The following is a 16,905-nucleotide window of genomic DNA, read 5'->3' as shown; positions in this document are numbered from 1 at the left end:
GGTGTCGCCGTGTGTCGTTCCAGTACCGCCAATGACCGATCTTACTATTCCACCGGATGCCAACACGGACCGGGCTGCGGCGCTCATCCGGGAACACGTCGACGTCGGCGACGAGGTCGAGGTCTGGGAGGGCGATCGAACCGGCGCGGACGATCCCGAGCACGTGGGTACGGTGACTGGATTCGAACCCGGCTACCTGGAACTCGACGGGCAGTCGCCGGGGGAGGGAAGCATCCGGTACGACCAGATCCGCTCGGTCGTCCGCGTCGACACGCGGTGAGGAAGGCCGGGCGCGATCGACCGACGGCCCGACGGAAGCAGGTGATCGACGCTCACTCCCGATCGTCCCGGTGATCGTTGTGCGCCGCTCGGAGTCGATCGAGCTCGCGAGTCGCCGCCGGCGATCGGCGGTGTTGCGGGTCCGCGATCGCCTCGCCGGAGCCCTCGATTCGCTCTTCGGGATCGGCGACGACGATCCAATCGCGCAGTCGGGTGCGGATCGATCGGAGCACGCGCGAACGAACGGACGCCAGGACTAAAACGTCCCATATCGGAGAATCGAGCGGTAGTTGCCGCGGTTTCGGTGTCCGTGTTCCGTAGAGAGCGCGAACACGGGAGTCAATTCGGGCGATCGGATACCCCGAGCAGCTCCGATTCGAACCAGGCGATGGTCTCCAGGGTGGTATCGCGCGCCGAATCGGTGTCGAGCGAGAGGTCCTGGTTGCGCGCGCCGTCGATGGCTGCGAGGAGAAACACGGCAGCTTTTTCCGGGTCGATCGAGCGAAACGTCCCGTCCTCGATGCCTTCAGCGATGATTTCGGCGGTCAGATCTACCAGATAGGTGTGGTTCCGAGTGAATCGTTTTCGGAGTTTGGGATCGTGTACGGCTAACGCCTGGAGCTGGTGGATGGCAATGTGATAGTGTCGTCCGTGCTCGGCGACGCCGCCGGGGCCGTACGCCTGAAATTCCAGGACCGTCCACAGTTTCTCGGAAGGGGCGTCCTCGTCGTCGATTCCCATCAGACGCTTCGTTCCTTCGAGAACGTGATCGAGGAGCGATCGGAGTAAGTCGTCTTTCGAATCGAAGTAGTAGTGTACGAGACCCCGGTTTTTTCCGGCCCGTTCGGCCACTTTTCGGAGCGTGAGCCCCTGGTACCCCTCCTCGGCGAGCACCCACACGGTCGCTTCCATGATCATCTCGTGCGTGTCGAATTGATCCCAGAATTCGTCGCCCGGATCCGGCATGTCCGGTGCTATCCACCGTAGCTAATTCAATCTACATGCTCCGGAGCGTATCACCACCGAAAGCGTTAAGCGACGACGGCTCGATCAGAAATTAGCCAAGCGGCTAAAATTGGCACCCGACGAGGAAGATCATGTTCGAGAAACTATCGATGGTGACGCGAATCGTTTCGGACCAGGAGGAGGCGCTGGCGTTCTACAGGGATAAGCTGGGGTTCGAAGTCACGGGCGATCACGAGGGGCCGCACGGTCGGTTCCTGACGGTCGCTCCGGAAGGCGACAGCACGGGCCTCGTTCTGATGAGTCCCGACGGATTCGACGACGAAACCGCGGGCCAGCTAGAGACGCTCCTCGGTAACGATTTCGGGCTCATCTACGAGGTAGACGACTGCCGGAGCGCCTACGAAACGCTCAGAGAGAAGGGGGTAGCGTTCCGCGGCGAACCGGAAGAGATGCCGTGGGGGACGCAAGCGGTCGCACTCGATACGGACGGGAACGAGATCGTCGTTCAGGAACCCGTCGCGTCGAGTTCGTTCTAACGGCGAGACGCCGTCGATCGGATCCCGACGTACGTTCGGGTTGGAGACCCGCGAATCAACTGCGCCCCTTCGAACGCGGCCTTTTCGGTCCGAATTCGGTTCGAGACGCCCGAATCGGAACTGGCGTTACTCGATCGTCACCCACTCGCCGCGCTCGTCGCTCTCCTCGATCGCCGCGAGCACGCGCTGAGCGGCGAGGCCGTCCTCGAAGCTGGGTGCGAACTCGCCGTCGTCCGCAATCGCGGAGAGGAACTCGTAGTTCTCGTGGACGAACGTGTGCTCCCAGCCGACGACGTGGCCCGGCGGCCACCAGTGGTCGACGTAGGGGTCGTCCGCGTCGGTGACGAGGATCGTCTGGTAGCCCCGATCGCCCTCGCGGAGCAGTTCGAGTTCGTTCAGCCGTTCGAGCGAGAACTTCAGGCTCCCCTTCGAGCCTTGGATCTCGATCGTGTGGTCGTTCTTGTGGCCGTTCGCGAAGCGGGAGGCTTCGAGCGTCCCCATCGCGCCGTTTTCGAACGCGACCTGCGCGGAGTAGGCGTCGTCGACGGTGACCGGTCGGGTCTCGTCGCTTCCTTCCACCGGTCGCTCCTCGACGAACGTCTGCAGGTGGCCGCTCACGCGCTCCATCTCGCCCGCGAGGTCGCCGACGAGGAACCGAAGCAAGTCGACCGTGTGAGCGCCGAGGTCGCCCAGCGCTCCGGACCCGGCCATCTCCTCGTCGTTGCGCCACGACCACGGCGCGTCGGGATCGACCAGCCAGTCCTGGAGGTACCGCCCGCGGACGTGGTGGATCTCGCCGAGTTCACCGTCGTCGAGCAGCCGCTTTGCGTACCGGATAGCCGGGACGAACCGGTAGTTGAAGGCGCAGCCGTTCACCACGCCGGCCTCGCGAGCGGCGTCGGCCATCCGCTCGGCCTCCTCGAGCGTCGGCGCCAGCGGCTTCTCGCAGAACACGGGGGTGCCGGCCTCGAGCGCGGCGATCGAAGGCTCGGGGTGGACGTGGTTCGGCCCGAGGTTGTAGAAGACGTCGACCTCATCGACGACGTCCCGCCAGTCGGTCGCGATCGATTCGAAGCCGAGCCGATCGGCAGCTTCGGTGAGCGCCGCCTCGTCGCGGCCGATCAGGACGCTGCGCTCGGCGTCCGGAGCGTCCGGGAAAAACATCGGCAGCCGCGCCAGTGCGTTCGCGTGGGCTTTCCCCATGAATCGGTAGCCGAGTACGCCGACTTCGAGTGTCATGCGAGAATATTCACAATAGACGTAGTTAGAGGTTTTCGTCGCGGCGGGTTCGTAACGGAGTCCAGACGGGGCGAAACGGGCTCGGCAGGGATGTACCGGAGCCGGGGCGGCCCCCGAGGGATCACCGCCTCCCGCCGACGGCGCTCGTTACTCGGCCCAGTAGGCTTCGCCGGGCTGCTCGCGGAAGATCGCCCGATCGAGCAGTTGGACGGCCTTCTCGAGGCCCTCGCGGGAACTGGTCAGCGAGTCCTCGTGTTCGATGCTCAGGGTGCCGTCGTAGTCGACCATCCGCAGCGTCGAGACGACGTCCTTCCAGTGGGACTCGCCGTGGCCGTAGCCGACCGAACGGAAGATCCACGATCGGTTCGGTTCGTCGTCGTAGGGCGCGGTGTCGAGGACGCCCTTCTCGCGGGCTTGCTCCTCGTAGACGCGGGTGTCCTTGGCGTGGAAGTGGTGGATGGCGTCCGCCTCGCCGAGCAGCCTGATCGCGTCCGTGATCGAGATGCCCTGCCAGTAGAGGTGCGAGGGGTCGAAGTTCGCGCCGACCCGCTCGTTGGTCGCCTCGCGCAGGCGAAGCAGGCCGTGGGGCTCGTAGACCAGCATGTTCGGGTGCATCTCGATCGCCAGATCGACGCCGTGATCGTCGGCGTACTCCGCGAGGTCCGACCAGTAGTCGACGGCGACCTCCCACTGGTACTCGTGGGCGTCGGCGTGTTCGGTCGGCCACGGCGCCGTGATCCAGTTCGGCACCTCGTCGTTCGGGCCGCCGCCGGGCAGCCCCGAGAAGCACGTGACCGCGTTCACGTCGAGCTGGTCGGCGAGTTCGATCGCCTCGCGGAGTTCGGTGTCCGCCGCCGCGGCCTGCTCGTCGTCGGGATGCAGCGGGTTGTTGTGCGTCGCGAGCGCGCTGATATGCATGCCGTGCTCGTCGAGCAACTCGCGCACCTCGGCTTGCGCGTCCTCGTCGTCGAGGAACTCGTCTCTGGGCAGGTGCGTGTCTCCGGGGTAGCCGCCGACGCCGGGTTCGATCGCGTCGACGCCGATGCCGGCGAGGTACGCGACCGCGTCCTCGAGCGATTCACCGTACAGTGGCGGGGTGTGAATGCCGATATCCATACGTGCGAACCGTGGACGCCCCGGCCTATAAATCCAGTGTTGAAAACCGAATTAATTTCCGGGTAGCGCGGCTCTCGATGTCGATCTTCGGTCCACAGTTCCGGACGGATCGAACGGGGAGATGCCCGATCAGGACTCCACTCGCGGTTCGAGCGAAACGGTTCGGCCCGTCTCGCTCGAGCGGTAGATCCCATCGACGATCCGCTGGACGGTCAGCGCCTCCTCGACGGCGCCGCCGATCGACCGCCCGGTGGCGATCGCCTCGTAGAACGCCCGCTGTTCGTCGCTGTGCGTGTCGTTCTCCCGGGTTTCGATCGTCGCGTCGACGAAGTGGTCGGTGCCGTCCGAACTCGCCGAGTGGATCGTGAGTTCGTTCTCGTAGAGGTCGAAGACGGCCGCGGCCTCCGTTCCGTGGACGACGAACTCCTTCGACGGCGGTCGGTTGGTCGCCCAGGCGGTTTCGAGCGAGATCGTTCGCCCCTCCGCGCAGCGAACGAAGGCGCTCGCCGAGTCGTCGACGTCGAATCCGTCGGGACCCGCGTCGGTGCCCCACATCTCGAGGTAGGCGTAATCGTCGCGGGAACCGAACTCCGATCGGGTGACGCCCGAGACCTCGTCGACGGCGGGGTAGTCGAGCAGGTACAGCGCGAGATCGATGGCGTGGACGCCGAGATCGATCAGCGCGCCGCCGCCGGCGATGTCGCGGCGGGTGAACCACGATCCGCGGCCGGGGACGCCCCGCCGTCGGACGTAGTTGGCCTCGACGTGGGTGACCTCGCCGAGTTCGCCGCGATCGATCCGCTCCTTGATGAGGCGCACGGCGTTCAGGAACCGGTTGTTGAACCCGACCATGCAGGTGCTCTCGGACGCTGCGGCCGCCGCGGCGATCCGCTCCGCGCTCTCGATCGAGTGGGCGAGGGGCTTCTCGAGGAGGACGTGTAGGCCGCGCTCGAGCGCGTCCACGGCGTACTCCTCGTGGTACTTGTTCGGCGTGGTGATGACGATCGCGTCGCCGGCGTCGTAGAGGTCGCGGTGATCCGCGTAGACGTCTGCGGCGTATCGACTCGCGAACCGATCGCGCGCCTCCTTCGAGACGTCCATCCCGCCGGCGAGCGGGACGCCCAGCTGCTCGAGCCGATCGGCGTGGTACTGGCCGATGTTCCCGAGGCCGACGATGCCGGTCGGAACGGTCGCGAGATCCGCATCCGCGGTCATCGACCCTCCGCTCGATCGCCGGTCACGTTCGGATCACCATCAGTACAGTTGCTTCTCTGTATCTGTTCGCTCATTCTCTTGCTGTTGTCGCTGCTTGCGTCGAGTTCGGCCGCGACGATACTGCTTGATTCCCGGAACGATCTTGTTCTTCAGGTCGAGGACGAACGAGACGATCCCGTAGATCCAGAAGAAAAACAGGATCGTAAACCCGCCGTAGTAGACGATCGGAACGAGGTTACTCACGCTGACCACCGGATTCGGCCTCCGGCTGTGCGGCTGCCGCCGACAGCTGTTTGATGCCGTGGACGAGCGCCTCTCCCGACGCCGTATCGAACAGGTGGATCTTCGACCGGTCGAGGACGACCGACACCGACTCCTCCTCGCTGATGTCGGTGTCCGGGTCGACGCTCATCAGCAGCTGGCTCGACGAGGACGACGCCTCGTCGCTGGTCATCATCTCGGCGCTCGTGCCGTCGAGCGAGAGGTAGACGAAGATCTGGTCGCCCATCGGCTCGAGCACGTCGGTTCGCGCCTCGATGACGTCCGAGGCGTCGCCGACCTGGTTCGCGTTGCTCGTCAGGTGGATGTCCTCCGGACGGATACCGACCGTGACGCCGTCGCCGACGGTCGTCTCGATCGCGGACGGATCGAACGCGAGGTCGAAGTGCTCGGTCTCGACGCCGCCGGCGGTGAGGGTACCCTCGACGAAGTTCATCGACGGCGAGCCGATGAAGCCGGCGACGAACAGGTTCGCGGGTTCGTTGTAACAGGTAAGCGGCGGATCGATCTGCTGGAGTTCGCCGCTGTTGATGACCGCGATCCGGTCGGACATGGTCATCGCCTCCGCCTGGTCGTGGGTGACGTAGATGATCGTCGTGTCCAGTTGCTTGTGGAGCCGCTGGAGCTCCGTCCGCATGTGGACGCGAAGCTTCGCGTCGAGGTTGGCGAGCGGTTCGTCCATCAGGAAGACGTCGGGTTCGCGGACGATCGCGCGGGCGATCGCGACGCGCTGTTGCTGGCCGCCCGACAGTTCGTTCGGCTCCCGTTCCAGCATACCTTCGAGCTGGACGATTTCGGACGCCTGCTGGACGCGACGATCGATCTCGTTCTTGTCGTATTTGCGGAGCCGAAGGCCGAACGAGATGTTGTCGTAGACGTTCATGTGCGGGAACAGCGCGATGTTCTGGAAGACCATCGAGACCCCGCGGTCTTTCGGCGGGAGGGTGGTGACGTCGGTATCACCGATTTTGATCGTTCCCGCTGTCGGTTTCGTGAGGCCGGCGATGGTCTCCATCGTCGTCGATTTCCCACAGCCCGACGGGCCGACCAGACAGATGAACTCGCCGTCTTCGATGTTGAGATTCATCTCGTCGACGGCGACGACGTCTTCGTATCGTTTCGTGACGGTATCGAGTGTTACGCGTGCCATTGTTACTCCTTGAGTGCTCCTTCAGTCAATCCGCTGACGATCTTTTCCTGTGCGACCACGACGAGGATCACCATGGGCAACACGCCGACGATGCTGGCAGCCGCCATCAGGTTGAAATCCGTCGTGTACTGGGTCTGGTAACTCAGGATCCCACCGACGAGCGGCGACCACTGCTGGGGCTCGTTCTGCAGCGCCATGATCGAGCTGAAGAAGTACTCGTTGTAGACGGCGATGAACGTCAACACGGCGGCGGTCGCGACGCCGGGTGCCGACAGCGGCATGATCACGCGAAACAGCGCGCCCAGTCGGGTCGTCCCCTCGACGCGCGCTGCGTCCTCGAGCCCGTCCGGAATCTGGGCGTAGAACGTGGTGAGGATGAAAATCGACAGCGGCAGGAACAGCGCGCTGAAGGGCATGATCATCGAGCCCGGCGTGTTGACCAGCCGCGGCGGCGAGAGCAGTTCGACGTCTAGGAACGGCACCGTCACCGGGAGCAGTTGGATACCCAGGAACGGCACCGTTACCGGATTGCCGAGGAACACCTCGTACAGCGGGATGAGAAACGCCGCCGGCGGGAAGTACGAAATCGCCAGCACGGCGAGCATCATCAGGCCGCGACCGGGGAACTCCAACCGCCCGAAGACGTAGCCCGCGAGGCTCGCGAGGACGATGACGATGATCGTCGTCGTCGTCGCGAGCACGAAGCTGTTGAAGACGTAGAGGTGGAACGGCACCTGCTGGAACACCTCGACGAACGCTCCGGGGTTGAGGTCCTGAAGTGGGGGCGTCGGGAACGGTATCTCACCGACGATCGGGAACCCTACCTCCCAGTCACCGCCGAGAATCTGGGCGTTCGGCGTCAGCGCGAGCACCAGTAGCCAGTAGAACGGGAACAACGTCGTCACCAGGAAGAACCCGGTGATGACGTAGAACAGCGCGCGGTACAGCCGCTTGCGCTTTTCCGGCTCGTTGACGACGCCGTGGACCCACCGTTCGAGCGGTCCCCTGTTCTCGTCGGCGATCGTCTCGGCCGGCTGATCGCTCGTTGCCATCCTAGAATCCCTCCTTGTACTGCTGGTAGATGACTCCCATCACGGCGATCGCGATGATGCCGGCGGTGACGAACGCGATCGCGGACGCGAGGCCGCGGTTGGTGTTGAACGTCGCCACGACCATACACGATAGCGACGGAACCGTCGTACAGCCCGACACCGTGTCGATGAGACCGTAGATCCGCATCGCGTCGATCGTCCGGAACAGGATCGCGATCCCGAGCGCCGGCAGGACCAGCGGGAACGTGATGTAGCGAAACTCCTGCCACTTGGTCGCACCCGCGACCTTCGCCACGTCGTAGAGGCTCCGGTCGATGCTCTGGAGGCCGGCGAGGATGAGCAGCGCCATGAACGCCGTCGTCTTCCAGATATCGGCGACCGTGATGATCAACAGCGAACTCCACGGATCATTCAGCGTGTTCACTGGCTCGACGATCCCCCAGTTGGCCAGGTACTCCGTCATGAATCCGGTGTCCGGGTGGAACATCAGGTAGAAGATCATCCCCTGGATGACGACCGGGATCGCCCACGGAATGATGATCGCCGCGCGGACCCACCGGCGGCCACGGAAATCCTGATCCAGGACCAGTGCCTGACCGAAGCCGATCAGCGTCTCGAAGAAGACGCTTACGACCGAAAAGATCAGGGTCACCGCCAGCGCGCTCCGGAACGCCCCGTCGACGTGGACGAACGGGAAGTTCCCGTCGGTGCTGACGCTCGGAAGGAACGTCGTCGACCCCGGCATTCGCGGGTCGGCGCCGCCGGTGAACAGCTGGACGTAATTCTCGAACCCGACGAATACCGGTTCCTCCAGGACGTTTTGATACAGCGACAGCTCGAACGTCCGCAACAGTGGATAGAGCGCGATCGCACTCAACAGGAGCACGATCGGCGACAACAGCAGGTAGGCGAACCCGGTCTCCCCGAGGTTCTCCATCCACCGCGTGATCGCAACGATCGGGCCCGATCGGTTCGTCTGCCGCGCGGGCCCGCTCACCGAGTCTTCGGTACTCATTTGTTGGCTTATTGCTGCTCGATAGCTTCCAGACTGTTCTGGAGGTCGGCGGCGGCGTCTTCCGGACTCTTCTCGCCGGCGACCGCGCGGTTGACCTCTTCGGCGATGCTTTGGGACTGGTCGGGCCACACGGTGGTCACCGGACGCGGCATCGCGTTCTCACCGGCGACGCGGAGCGTGTCCATGTAGCGGCCCATCGGCTCGACCTGTTCGGCTTCCTCCGTGTCGAAGAGGTGCGGCTTCGGCGGGACCCAGCCCCAGAGGTCGAACATGCCGAGGTTGAACTCGTCGACCATCATCGCGCGGAGAACCTCGATGGCGTCCGCCTTGTTCTCGGAGTTCGGGTTGAGGACGGTGAGCCAGCCGCCGAGGGCGGCCGTCGTGCCGCCGGTTCCGGGCTGGGCCGCCTCGTCCTCGGTCACGCCGTAGGGGATCGGCATCGCGCCGTAGTCCTCGACCGGGATTGTGTCTTTATCGCCGTCGATGTTCTGGTTGATCGCGTACGGCCAGTTGCGCTGCATGGCCGCCTCGCCGCTGAGGATCGCTTCGCGAGCGTTCTCTTCCTGCCACGACGTGATCGAGGGCGTGGCGATGCCGGTCGGATAGTCCTCGTGGGTGTGTTCGCCGTGTTCCTCGGCGACGAACGTGCGCATCATCCGCAGCCCCTCGATAAACTCCGGTTCGTCGACGGTGACCGGTCGATCGCCGACCGGACCGAACAGGTTGTCGAAGCCGCCGAAGTAGGCGCCGCCGAACGAGGACATGACCTCATTCCACGTACAGCAGGCGGTTCCCTCGTAGATGTCCCACTGCGTGGCCAGCCCGTATTCCGCGTCGGAGTTCTCGACGATCTCCTGGGTGACGTCGGCCCACTCCTGCCAGGTCATCGGTTCGGTGGCCCACTCGTCGAAGTCGTCGTCGGTGAAGCCGGCGTTCCGCGCGTAATCCTTTCGGTACTGCATCGTCGGGTAATCCGGGAATATCGGGATGCCGTACAGGTCGTCCGAATCGGGATCGCGGCCCATCGCGGTGAACGACTCGAAGTACTCGTCTTCGACGAGCGAGAGGTCCTCGTCGTCGAGTTCGTCGCTCAGGTTGGCGATGTGGTCGCGCTGGATGAAAATGTTGACCCACCCGCTGTCCATCATGAGCAGGTCCGGCTGGACCTCTTCGGCCTGCAGCAGGTTCGTGTAATCGCTCCGCCGGGTGCCGGTGTCCTCGTGACCGGGCTGGAGTTCGATTTCGATTCCATCCGCCCCGCTGTCTTCCAGCAGTTGGATGAACTCGTCGCCGATCGCCTCCTCCATGTTCGGGCCGACCCCCACGACGACGGCGTCCGCGGACGAACTGCTGTCGCCGTAGATGCAGCCAGAGAGGCCGACCGCGGCTCCGCTCACTCCGGCTGCCTTGACGAACGTTCGTCGGGAAACGCTCGAAGTAGTGCTGTCCTTCCCCTGTGAGGACTTCTCACTCATAGAAAAGACTATGAGAGTTATTCATATTTATACCTAATGGATTGGGTACAACAGGTGTTGTTAACGTGAATTACACCTTCAGTTCAACCGGTCTGTAATTTCGGACAGATTGTCGCGATCGCGGAACGACCCTCGCTTCTCGCGACCCGAACGAGTTGTGGCTCGGATGCGAGTACCATACTGCACTTCTGTTGGGATCGGTCCCGATCGAGGCGGCGTCATCGGTCGATCGACTCGATCGTAATCCGAACGCCTTCGAAGTCCTCGATCATGGCGCCCCAGCCGCCAACGGTGTAGCGATCGTCGTCGGTCGCGAGCGTCACCGACGCCTCGCCCGCCAGTTGGGCCAGCGGCGCCGGTCGGCCGTCGTTCGTCGCGACGCCGGCGTACGTCGCGTCGGTGATCCGACCGCGTTTGGTCACCTCGCGACCCGTGTCGGTCTCGAATCCCCGAATCGTCGCTTCGATCGAATACCCCTCGTCGAGCAGCGGGACGACGTCCCGGATGCACTGCCGGAGGTCGACGTAGGTGATCGGAGGTTCGTCCCGTTGCCCCGCGTAGATCGTCTCGTGAACCTCCCAGAGGCAGGTGAGGAAGTACCAGTGGAAGACGTAGGCGTGCGTCCGGTCGTTGACGATGACGCCGTACTCGTTCGTCGAGTCCACGTGGGGGGAGAAACACGCCCACGATCGATCGACGAGCGCGAGAAACGGCGACGGAAGGGCGCGGTACCGCGCCTCGGTGCAGGTTCGAGCCAGCGTCCTCTCGTCGGGCAACTCCGGATCGCCGACCGTCGGCGGGAACAGACAGATCTTGACGTCCACGCCGTTCTCGAGGGCGACCGCGAGCGCGTCCGCGAGGTCCTCGAACTGGGCCGGCGTCAACCCGATCTGGACCTGGTTCGTGGCCGATCGGATCAGTTCGTCCGCCTGCGCGAGAACCGTATCGAGTCGCTTGACGATGCTGACCTTGTGCTCTTTGATGTCCGGACGACTCCAGCGGTTCTCGATCTCGTCGGCGGCCGTTTCGAACCGGTCGGCGCGGGTCCGAAGATCCGCGAGGACGTCGGCCGGGTCGTGTGCGCGAGCGTGGAGACTATCCTGTTCGTAGGTCTCGATGTAGCCCTCGTCCTCGAGCCCGCGCAACACGTCGTAGATCCGCGGATCGGGGACGGAACTGGCTTGTGCGAGGTCCGTCGCCGGCGCGGAGCCCAACTCCAGTAACGTTACGAACGCGTCCGCCTGGTACGGCGAGAGTCCGGCGTCCTCGAGCGTGTTCCTGAGTTCGTCACCGTCCATGCGGGCTCACCCGGCGCCGTACGCCGTTCGGATCCGTCGTCGACCGCCGTCGGAGCGACGACCGAATGTCCCGACCGGTCGTCGAAATTCGACGCGATCCCATCACGATTTCGGTCATTCACGAGAGGTATAACACCCGTTGTAAATAAGTTTGTCTTCCGTCGCTACACTCAAGGTGATCCAACAGGAACGACCCGTCATGACCGACCCTCTCGAACGGTTTCGTCGGCCCGAGTACACCGGTGAGAATCGGTGCTGGCCGTGTACCGTCGTCAACGGCGTGCTCGTCGCGATCGTCGCCGGCGCGCTGGCGATCCTCGATCGACGGACGGCCGCCGCGGTCGCCGCCGTCGTCGGCGCGGTCGCCATCGCGCTGCGAGGGTACGTCGTCCCGTACACGCCGCAGTTCGCCCCCCGGCTCGTCGCCGCGCTCCCGATCGACGGGTTCGATCACGTCGAGCCCGGCGACGAACCCGGATCGCTGTCCGATCCCGCGCCCGCCGATGCGGACGCCGACGGCGAATCCGAACGGCCGAGCGGCGAAGCGGTTCTGACCGCGCTGCTCGAGGCCGACGTCGTCGAGCCGGCCGGCGAAGACGTTCGGCTCGCGGACGACTTTCGCGAGGAGTGGCGCCGCGAGATGCGGGCGCTGCGCGACCTCGATTTCGACGGGCTCGCGCGGGTCGCCGACGAGCAAACCGCGCCGTCGATCGGGGCGCGAGCGGACCGAAGCTGGGGTCGGTCGATGCTCGTTCTCGAGGGCGACAGCGGCGTTCCAACCACGCTGCGACGGGGCGTGGCCGTCGCCGAACTCGCGGCCGCCCGGGCGCTCGAATCCCGCGTCGAGTCCGGTCCGATTCGCCGCGCCGCCGGCCGGCCGTTGCGGTCGCTCCTCGATCGCTGCCCGCTCTGCGACGAGGAGCTGGCCGTCATCCAGTCGAGTTGCTGCGGCGAGGTGACGCCGATCGGACAGACGCCGCCACAGAAGCTGGTCTGTTCCTCGTGCAACGAGCGGTTCTTCACGTTCACCGAACCCGAGCGCTGATCGGCGCGCGTCGACTACTCGTTCTCGATCGGCTCGTCCTCGATAGCCCGGACGGCGTCTCGATCCGGGAGCGCCGCCATCGCCCCCGCGGCCGTCGTCGCGGCGGCCCCGACCGCGTTGGCGAACGCCAGCGTCTCGGCCAGTCCGCGTCCCTCGCGCAATCCGGCGATCGCGCCGGCGACGAAGGCGTCCCCCGCGCCCGTCGTGTCGACGACGTCGGACTCGAAGCCCGGGTGGCTGGCCGTCCCCTCCCACTCGGTCCCGTCCGCGCCGACGGCGATCGCCCCCGACTCGCCGCGGGTGATGAACGCGAGGTCCGGCCCGGCGGTCAACGCGTCCCGGGCGATCGACGCGGCGTCGTCGCCCGCGAACCCCAGTCTCGCGAGTTCCCCTTCGGTCGCCTTCAGCACGTCGACGGTCGCGAGCGCCGTCCCGACGACGTCCCGGTACGTTTCCTCGTCCGACCACAGTTCCGGGCGCTCGTTCGGGTCGAACGATACCGTACAGCCCCGGTCGGCGGCCCGTTCGATCAGGTCGAGCGTGGCCTCGCGCGAGGACCCGGCCGCGAGCGCCACGCCGCCGACGTGGACCCACTCGCAGCCGTCGAGAACCGCGTCGTCGACCCGTCCCGGTTCGAGCCGCGTGTCCGCGGTCCCCTCGCGGTAGAACGAGAACTCGCGATCGCCCGTCTCGTCGTGCGTGACGAACGCGAGCGAGGTCTTCGCCGCCGGATCGCGCTCGAGCAACCGCTCCGGAAGCCCCTGGTCGACGAGCGTCTCGTACAGGTATCGGCCGAACGGATCGTCTCCCACGCGCGTCCAGAACAGCGGCACACGCTCGAGGCGGGCGAGCGCCACGGCCACGTTCGCCGGCGCGCCGCCGGGCCGCCGATCGAACCCCTCGACCGTCGCGATCGGCCCCGGTTCGTCGGGGAGAAAGTCGATCAGCGTCTCGCCGGCGATCAGGATGTCGTGACTCATGGACCCCCGTTTGCCCTCCCGGTGATAAGGTGTTGCGGACCGTCACCACCCGACGTCGTCCGGGACACGATCGAATCGCCTCGACTCCTTCGCGAGCCGACTCCGGTCGATTCGCCCGTCGAAGGCCCTCCGAACGACGGGGGTTCCGGCAGGAGCGCGGTCGACGATCGTCGATTCCGGTGCGAGTTGTGATCCGATCCGATTCGAAGACGGGCGTTCGGCTCGCGCGCCGGGGCGTTACTCCCGGAAGCCGCCGCGGTGGAGCACCTCCGCGAGGGGCTTGCGATCGCTCGGCCGTTCGCGCTCGCGGAGGTCGTCGGACAGCGTCTCGGGCGGCGCGCGCTCGCCGATCGCGACCATCGCTTCGACCGCGAACTCCGTCGGAACGTCGAGTTCCTCGGCCGCGCGTTCGTAGTCGAACCCGGCCATCCCGTGAACGGCGAGGCCGCGGCGCGCACCTTCGAGTGCGAGGTTCTGCCAGGCTGCACCGGTGTCGAACGAGTGGGTCGGCGCCGGCTCGCCGTTGTGGTCGAACGTCGTCTTCGAGACGATCACCGCGAGGACGGCCGCATCCGTCGCCCACGATCGGTTTCCGTCGGCGAGCAGATCCACGAACGTCTCCCACTCGTCGTCCTCGCGCGCAGCGTAGATGAACCGCCAGTGCTGGTTGTTGTACGCCGAAGGCGCCCAGCGGGCTGCCTCGAACAGCGGCAGGAACTCCTTCTCGTCGAGCGCCTCGCCGGTCATCGCGTACGGCGACCACCGGTTGACGAACAGCGGGTCGATCTCGTGATCCGGGTCGCGGTGGTCGGCAACTTCGTCGTCGAGTTCGTGGGCTTTCGAAGCGGCTCGTTGCATCGTCCTCCCGTTAGTACCGCTCCTACGTATACGTTTCCAGACATACCGGTTATCAGGTAACGGTCGCGCCGTCGGCTCGTGTTTCCGAACCACATACGAAAACGATATGAAAGGAACGTGTCGCGTGTTATCGAACGAAACGCGCCGTCGGGTCAAGCGCGTCGCCGAGCGAAACGCGAGAGCACTCGACCCGGACCGCGATCGGAACGGATCACCGAACGAACGAAATCGGCTGCGATCGGCGCTTCGGGCCCGTGACGACTGTCGTCAGTCGTCGGCGGTCGCCGCGTGTTCGCGATCGACGTCGACGTTGCCCTCGTCGAGGTCGGCCTCGACGTTGCGGGCGGCTTCGACCATGTTCGCCATCTTGCCGTAGGCGACCTCGCGGGGGAGCAGCTTCACGCCGCAGTCCGGCGAGACGACGAGCTGCTCCGGCGGGACGACTTCGAGGCCCTTCTTGATGTTCTCCTCGATCTGCTCGACGGATTCGACCTCGGCGACGTGGACGTCGGTGACGCCGAGAGCGAGATCCGCCGTGAACTCGGGATCCGTGAAGACGTCGAGCTGATCGTAGTCGCCGTTGGCGAGTTCGAGGTCGAACTCGTCGACGGGGAACTCCAGAATCTCGGGGTAGATTCGGGAGTAGTCGCCGTAACAGACGTGGAGGCCGATGCGGACTTCCTCGGGGATGTCGGCGACGATGTGTTCGAGCGCCTCGCCGACGATCGCGTGGTCGTCGGGCGTCGTCGCGAGTGCGGGTTCGTCGATCTGGATGTACCGCGCGCCGGCGTCGACGAGCTTCTCGATCTCCTCGTTGACGAGGTCGGCGAGGTCGAGTGTGAGCTCGTCGTCGCTGTCGTAGGCCTCGTTGAACGACCAGTTCGCGAGCGTGTACGGACCCGTGATGGGAACCTTGACCGGCCGATCGGTCGCGTCGGCGGTGAACTCGTACTCGTCGACGAGCCAGGAGTCGGTGTACTCGACCTCGCTCACGACCGAGGGCTTGTCAAAGTAGTTGTGCCCCCAGACCTTGACGGGGCCGTTGAACTCGTAGCCCTCGATGCGGTGGGCGAAGAACTCGACCATCTCGTTGCGCCGCATCTCGCCGTCGACGACGACGTCCAGGCCGGCGCGCTCGTGCTCTCGTGCGATGAGGCGGGCCGCGTCGTCCTTGGCTTCCTGGTAGTCGTCGGCGTCGAACTTGTGGTCCGGGTCCTCGTAGAGCTCCTTCGCGCGGTTGAGCCACTTCGGCTTCGGATAGCTGCCGACGACGGTCGTCAGGATGAAGTGGTCGTTCTCGTGGTGGTCGGGTCGGAACTGGTCTTTGTTCTCCTTCGTGCTCATGCTGCTTTCACCTCCGCGAGGTCCGCAGCCTCCGCAAGGACGGCGAGTTTCTCCTCGAACGTCGCGTACGGCAGGTAGAACGTCTCGGTGTTCGTCGTCAGGTAGACCGTCTCGAACTCGGTGACGGGAAGTTGATCGAAGACCCACTCGACCCGATCGCGGATCGCTTCGGGGTCCTCTACGAGCGTGTTCTGGCCGTCCGCGAGGCCGAGCGAGACGTCGGCGGCGGCGCCGTACTCCTGGATGTTGTACAGGTTGTCCTCCCGGTTCGCGACGAAGTCGAAGCCGACCGCGTCGATATCCGCGTCGAGCAGGTGCGCGTAGACCTTCTCCTCGAGCGCGCCCCAGTAGGGCTGGACGACGATGTCGGCGTCGGTCGCGCTCGCGACCCGATCGATCGCCTCGCTCGCGCGCTCGTCCTGCCCGTCGTCCGGCGCGTTCTCGACGAGCGACGGTTCGAGCAGGAACAGCGTCTCGTGCTCCGGGAAGGCCTCGATTTCGCCTTCGAGGAAGTCGGCGATCGCCGCGAGGAACTCGGCCTCGTCGCCGTAGTGGTCGTCGGTGGCGAGATCCGCCAGCGAGTACGGGCCCGGCAGGACGGCCTGCAGACTATCGTCCTCGTCGAGCAGCTCCGCCGCGGCCTCGAGTTCGCCCGCGACGTCGCCGGAGAACCCGAGGTCGTCGGTCACGACGGGATCGCGGTAGAAGTTGTTGTTGTCGTAGTAGCGGACGATCCCCTGGGTGTCGACCGCGTCGTGGACCGCCAGCGGGTGCGCGAGCATGTCGTCCCAGCGAAGCTGTCCCTCCGCGACGCGATCGAGGCCGGCCTCCCGCTGGACGTCGATCACTTCCTCGCGCGCCTCCTCGTAGGCCGCCGCGATCTCCTCGCCCTCGTCGCCGCTGATGAGATCGTGTTTCTGGTGGCCCTTGAGGTCCGAGAGGTCGTCTTTCGCCCAGTCCGGGAGCGGGAAGAGCCCCGGCGTGGTCGAAACGTATTCGGTCATTCGTGATCTCGGCTAGGCTATACCGACGCTTAATATTTTCCATCCGTTCTAATA

18 protein-coding genes are annotated in these 16,905 nt (G+C 65.2%); 3 read left to right on the top strand and 15 right to left on the bottom strand.

The window, feature by feature from the left end; translation table 11 throughout:
- Positions 1 to 31 precede the first annotated feature (31 nt).
- Positions 32 to 280, top strand: a complete 249-nt coding sequence (locus MUH00_RS01720) for a hypothetical protein (protein WP_247002049.1) — start codon at positions 32 to 34, stop codon at positions 278 to 280.
- Between the two features lie 52 nt (positions 281 to 332).
- Here the strand turns inward: MUH00_RS01720 and MUH00_RS01715 are convergent, their stop codons facing one another.
- Entirely contained in the window at positions 333 to 512 is a 180-nt protein-coding gene (locus tag MUH00_RS01715) for a hypothetical protein (protein WP_247002048.1), read from the bottom strand.
- A gap of 106 nt (positions 513 to 618) precedes the next feature.
- Complete coding sequence (locus tag MUH00_RS01710; RefSeq protein ID WP_247002047.1) at positions 619 to 1,245, bottom strand: TetR/AcrR family transcriptional regulator; 627 nt, start codon at positions 1,243 to 1,245, stop codon at positions 619 to 621.
- 131 nt (positions 1,246 to 1,376) lie between these two features.
- Here MUH00_RS01710 and MUH00_RS01705 point away from each other — a divergent pair, with 131 nt between their 5' ends.
- Positions 1,377 to 1,781 carry a VOC family protein gene (locus MUH00_RS01705; RefSeq protein WP_247002046.1) on the top strand — a complete coding sequence of 135 codons (405 nt, stop codon included), beginning with the start codon at positions 1,377 to 1,379 and terminating at the stop codon, positions 1,779 to 1,781.
- A gap of 126 nt (positions 1,782 to 1,907) precedes the next feature.
- On the opposite strand, the gene MUH00_RS01700 is transcribed toward MUH00_RS01705, so the two are convergent.
- The 9 genes from MUH00_RS01700 to MUH00_RS01660 form a co-directional block, all read right to left on the bottom strand.
- Positions 1,908 to 3,020, bottom strand: a complete 1,113-nt coding sequence (locus MUH00_RS01700; protein ID WP_247002045.1) for a Gfo/Idh/MocA family protein — start codon at positions 3,018 to 3,020, stop codon at positions 1,908 to 1,910.
- A gap of 147 nt (positions 3,021 to 3,167) precedes the next feature.
- Positions 3,168 to 4,136, bottom strand: coding sequence for a sugar phosphate isomerase/epimerase family protein (locus MUH00_RS01695; RefSeq protein WP_247002044.1), 969 nt, complete (start codon positions 4,134 to 4,136; stop codon positions 3,168 to 3,170).
- A gap of 129 nt (positions 4,137 to 4,265) precedes the next feature.
- A complete protein-coding gene (locus tag MUH00_RS01690; protein ID WP_247002043.1) occupies positions 4,266 to 5,351 on the bottom strand; it encodes a Gfo/Idh/MocA family protein in 1,086 nt (361 codons plus the stop codon).
- A 39-nt stretch (positions 5,352 to 5,390) separates the two neighbouring features.
- Positions 5,391 to 5,594 (bottom strand): DUF8005 family protein, encoded by a 204-nt coding sequence (locus MUH00_RS01685; protein WP_247002042.1) that lies wholly within the window; start codon positions 5,592 to 5,594, stop codon positions 5,391 to 5,393.
- The gene (locus MUH00_RS01680; protein WP_247002041.1) at positions 5,587 to 6,780 is read right to left on the bottom strand and encodes an ABC transporter ATP-binding protein; all 1,194 of its coding nucleotides are present in this window, start codon (positions 6,778 to 6,780) and stop codon (positions 5,587 to 5,589) included. The genes MUH00_RS01685 and MUH00_RS01680 overlap by 8 nt, the downstream gene beginning before the upstream one ends.
- Before the next feature lie 2 nt (positions 6,781 to 6,782).
- Positions 6,783 to 7,832: a carbohydrate ABC transporter permease gene (locus MUH00_RS01675; RefSeq protein WP_247002039.1), complete on the bottom strand. Its 1,050-nt coding sequence runs from the start codon at positions 7,830 to 7,832 to the stop codon at positions 6,783 to 6,785.
- 1 nt (position 7,833) lies between these two features.
- The gene (locus tag MUH00_RS01670) at positions 7,834 to 8,847 is read right to left on the bottom strand and encodes a carbohydrate ABC transporter permease (protein ID WP_247002037.1); all 1,014 of its coding nucleotides are present in this window, start codon (positions 8,845 to 8,847) and stop codon (positions 7,834 to 7,836) included.
- Between the two features lie 8 nt (positions 8,848 to 8,855).
- A complete protein-coding gene (locus MUH00_RS01665; protein WP_247002035.1) occupies positions 8,856 to 10,322 on the bottom strand; it encodes a substrate-binding domain-containing protein in 1,467 nt (488 codons plus the stop codon).
- 218 nt (positions 10,323 to 10,540) lie between these two features.
- Complete coding sequence (locus tag MUH00_RS01660) at positions 10,541 to 11,620, bottom strand: TrmB family transcriptional regulator (RefSeq protein ID WP_247002033.1); 1,080 nt, start codon at positions 11,618 to 11,620, stop codon at positions 10,541 to 10,543.
- Positions 11,621 to 11,819: 199 nt separating this feature from the next.
- On the opposite strand from MUH00_RS01660, the gene MUH00_RS01655 reads away from it, so the two are divergent.
- Complete coding sequence (locus MUH00_RS01655) at positions 11,820 to 12,665, top strand: DUF8054 domain-containing protein (RefSeq protein ID WP_247002031.1); 846 nt, start codon at positions 11,820 to 11,822, stop codon at positions 12,663 to 12,665.
- A gap of 14 nt (positions 12,666 to 12,679) precedes the next feature.
- Here MUH00_RS01655 and MUH00_RS01650 read toward each other — a convergent pair whose 3' ends face one another.
- The 4 genes from MUH00_RS01650 to MUH00_RS01635 form a co-directional block, all read right to left on the bottom strand.
- Positions 12,680 to 13,645: a carbohydrate kinase family protein gene (locus MUH00_RS01650; RefSeq protein ID WP_247002030.1), complete on the bottom strand. Its 966-nt coding sequence runs from the start codon at positions 13,643 to 13,645 to the stop codon at positions 12,680 to 12,682.
- A 237-nt stretch (positions 13,646 to 13,882) separates the two neighbouring features.
- On the bottom strand, positions 13,883 to 14,503 hold the full coding sequence (locus MUH00_RS01645; RefSeq protein ID WP_247002028.1) for a nitroreductase family protein: 621 nt from the start codon (positions 14,501 to 14,503) through the stop codon (positions 13,883 to 13,885).
- A 267-nt stretch (positions 14,504 to 14,770) separates the two neighbouring features.
- A complete protein-coding gene (locus MUH00_RS01640) occupies positions 14,771 to 15,847 on the bottom strand; it encodes a methionine synthase (RefSeq protein WP_247002025.1) in 1,077 nt (358 codons plus the stop codon).
- Entirely contained in the window at positions 15,844 to 16,851 is a 1,008-nt protein-coding gene (locus MUH00_RS01635) for a 5-methyltetrahydropteroyltriglutamate--homocysteine methyltransferase (protein WP_247002023.1), read from the bottom strand. The genes MUH00_RS01640 and MUH00_RS01635 overlap by 4 nt, the downstream gene beginning before the upstream one ends.
- Positions 16,852 to 16,905 lie beyond the last annotated feature (54 nt).

Source organism: Halosolutus gelatinilyticus (genome assembly GCF_023028105.1).
In the GTDB taxonomy this organism is placed as follows: Archaea; Halobacteriota; Halobacteria; order Halobacteriales; family Natrialbaceae; genus Halosolutus; species Halosolutus gelatinilyticus.
The sequence above is the reverse complement of the archived record's forward strand: the minus strand, read 5'-3'. Positions and strand labels throughout refer to the sequence as shown.